At 41.2% G+C, this 3,207-nt stretch carries 4 protein-coding genes and 1 pseudogene; all 5 read left to right on the plus strand.

The genetic code is table 11. From position 1 onward, the window contains the following. Positions 1-172 (plus strand): annotated as a pseudogene (locus tag HMPREF2571_RS08920) (amino acid ABC transporter ATP-binding protein); the annotation flags it as partial. A gap of 11 nt (positions 173-183) precedes the next feature. Next, positions 184-1,017 carry a transporter substrate-binding domain-containing protein gene (locus tag HMPREF2571_RS08925; RefSeq protein ID WP_021146932.1) on the plus strand — a complete coding sequence of 278 codons (834 nt, stop codon included), beginning with the start codon at positions 184-186 and terminating at the stop codon, positions 1,015-1,017. Between the two features lie 17 nt (positions 1,018-1,034). Then, positions 1,035-1,733 carry an amino acid ABC transporter permease gene (locus HMPREF2571_RS08930; protein ID WP_002886251.1) on the plus strand — a complete coding sequence of 233 codons (699 nt, stop codon included), beginning with the start codon at positions 1,035-1,037 and terminating at the stop codon, positions 1,731-1,733. 11 nt (positions 1,734-1,744) lie between these two features. After that, complete coding sequence (locus tag HMPREF2571_RS08935) at positions 1,745-2,395, plus strand: amino acid ABC transporter permease (RefSeq protein WP_002886253.1); 651 nt, start codon at positions 1,745-1,747, stop codon at positions 2,393-2,395. 186 nt (positions 2,396-2,581) lie between these two features. Next, the coding region (locus HMPREF2571_RS08940) for an amino acid ABC transporter ATP-binding protein (protein WP_070847829.1) at positions 2,582-3,207 on the plus strand (626 nt) is incomplete at its 3' end.

The raw sequence follows: 3,207 nt of genomic DNA on the forward strand, positions 1-3,207 counted from the left end.
GGGCTTTGCCCGTAGTGTGGCTGACCGTATCATTTTCATGGCTGAAGGTCAAGTTCTTGTAGACACTACGGATGTGGATGGTTTCTTTGACAATCCAACTGAACCTCGTGCGGTTCAATTCCTTTCTAAGATTATCGATCACAACTCTGATAATGTCCAAGTGGATGCCTAAGGAGGTTGCCTATGATTTTCAAAAAAATCTTACGTTACCTAACCGTTGCAAGCTTGGCAATTCTCACTATTTTTCTTATCACGAGTCACAAGACTAAGGCGGAAGACACTAGTAAGCTTCTTGATAGTAAAGCAGTCCAAAAGATTGTTAAGCGAGGGACACTCAATGTCGGTGTGAAGCAAGACGTTCCTAACTTTGGTTACTATTCTGCTAAGACTAATACCTACGAAGGTATGGAAGTTGATCTTGCTAAGAAGATTGCTGATGAGTTAAAAGTTAAAGTGAATTATATCCCAGTAACGACGCAAACTCGTGAACCACTTATGGATAACGGTACTATCGACTTGCTTATCGCTACCTATACCATTAATGATGAACGTAAGGCTTCTTACGCTATCTCAACTCCTTACTACTATGACCAAATCGGTTTCTTGGTTCTTAAGGATTCAGGTATTAACAAAATCTCAGATTTGAATGGTAAGACTATCGGTGTTTCTCAAGGGGCGTCAACTAAGGCTGCGTTGCAAGAGTACGCTTCAGCTAATAACCTTAAGTTCAACTATGTTCAACTCGGATCTTTCCCAGAATTGGCTGTTTCTCTTTACGCTCACCGTGTAGATGCTTTCTCAGTTGATAAATCTATCCTCTCTGGATATGAAAGTAAGAAAACTAAAACCTTAAAAGAAGGTTTCAAAACACAAGAGTACGGTATCGCTTCAAGCAAGTCTAACCAAGAGTTGATTGATTATACCAACGATTTGATTGCTAAATGGCAAAAAGATGGTAGCCTTCAAAAACTCTACGATAAGTATCACTTGAAACCAGCTAAGGCTGAAGATAAATAGAAAGGAGTCCTGAATTTATGTATCTTTTAACTGAAACGGCTAGTCCTTTCGCTCTTGAACGTTGGGCTGCTTTCTTCGCTAACTTTGGGCAGTTTGCCAAAGGTTTCTTTTACACTCTTGGTATTTCGATTGGTGCCTTGATTGTTGCCCTTCTTCTTGGGCTTATCTTTGGGGCTATGAGCTCTACTCACAACAAGGTCCTTCGTGGCATTTCACGTGTTTATGTCGAAATCTTCCAGAACACACCCTTGCTTGTGCAATTCGTGGTTGTCTTCTATGGGATTTCAATCTTGACTGATGGCCATGTCATGATCCCAATTTCATTGACAGCTATCCTTTGTGTGGGGGTCTACACAGGAGCCTATATCTCTGAAATTATTCGTACAGGTATCGAGGCGGTTCCTAAAGGCCAAACCGAAGCGGCTTTGTCTCAAGGATTCACCTACGCTGATACCATGCGTATCATCATCTTGCCTCAAGCTGTGCGTACTATCTTGCCACCATTGACCAACCAAGTGGTTAACTTGATTAAGAATACTTCAACAGTTGCCATTATCTCTGGGGCAGATATCATGTTCACTGCTAAGGCCTGGGCTTATGATACCACTAACTATGTGCCGGCCTTTGCTGGGGCTGCCTTCCTCTACTTTATTATGTGTTTCCCTCTTGCTACTTGGGCACGTCGTAAAGAAGAAGAGAATAAGAAAGCTTACTAAGGAGATCCACTATGTCAGAAGTTTTATCAGCTACTAACCTTAAATTCTTGGCACAAGGGATGTGGACGACCCTTTACTTGTCTTTCTTCATCATCGTGCTATCTACCCTGTTCGGAACAATTCTGGCGGTGATGCGTAACGGAAAGAATCCTATCCTTCGTTGGATAGCTTCTATCTACGTTGAGTTCGTCCGTAACGTTCCTAACTTGCTTTGGATTTTCATCATTTTCTTGGTCTTCCAACTCAAGTCAACTGCTGCAGGGATTACCTCTTTCACGGTCTTTACCTCTGCTGCCTTGGCGGAAATCATTCGTGGGGGACTGAACTCTATCGACCATGGCCAAACGGAAGCCGGCTTGTCTCAAGGATTTAACAACAAACAAATTTTTATTTACATCATCTTCCCACAAGCTATTCGTAAGATGTTACCATCTATCATTTCTCAATTCGTAACAGTTATCAAGGATACTTCTTTCCTTTACTCTGTTATCGCCTTACAAGAATTGTTTGGTAAGAGTCAGATTTTGATGGGTGGTTACTACGAACCTAGCCAAATCTTTACCTTATACGGAATTGTGGCTTTAGCTTATTTCGTGGTTAACTTTGCTATTTCTAGCTACTCTCGCTACCTCTCTAAACAATGGGAGCAAGCTAGTGAATAAAATAAAAACTCACCTACGGGTGGTTTTTTGTTTTTCTCATATTTATATCAAAAAATGATTAATTATTTAGTAAAAACCGAACGTTTTGAAAGAATATTCGGAATTTTTTGACTTTCGACTTTACTTATGCTAAAATTCAATATATGTTAGAAAAGCTAACAAGTAAATCCATTATAGGAGGCTCTTATGGCACTTATTGAATTTAAAAATGTTAATAAATATTACGGAGACTATCATGCACTTCGTGATATCAATCTAGAAATTGAAAAAGGACAAGTTGTGGTTCTCTTGGGACCTTCTGGGTCTGGGAAATCCACTCTCATCCGTACAATCAACGCCTTAGAATCAATCGATAACGGTACGCTTATCGTTAACGGACATAATGTGACGGAAGCTTCTGCCAAAGATTTGGTAGAATTGCGTAAGGAAGCCGGTATGGTTTTCCAACACTTTAACCTCTACCCGCACAAAACCGTTCTTGAAAATGTAACCTTGGCACCTATCAAGGTTCTTGGAATCAGTAAGGCAGAGGCTGAAAAGACCGCTGAAAAATTCCTTCGCTACGTTAACATGTGGGACAAGAAAGATTCATACCCTGGTATGCTTTCTGGTGGACAAAAACAACGTATCGCTATCGCCCGTGGTCTTGCTATGAATCCTGAGCTCTTGCTCTTTGACGAACCAACGTCAGCTCTTGACCCAGAGACTATCGGTGACGTGCTTGCGGTTATGCAAAAACTTGCCAAAGGTGGTATGAATATGGTTGTCGTAACCCACGAAATGGGCTTTGCCCGTAGTGTGGCTGACCGTAT

The organism is Streptococcus sp. HMSC068F04 (assembly GCF_001837455.1).
GTDB lineage: Bacteria > Bacillota > Bacilli > Lactobacillales > Streptococcaceae > Streptococcus > Streptococcus salivarius_D.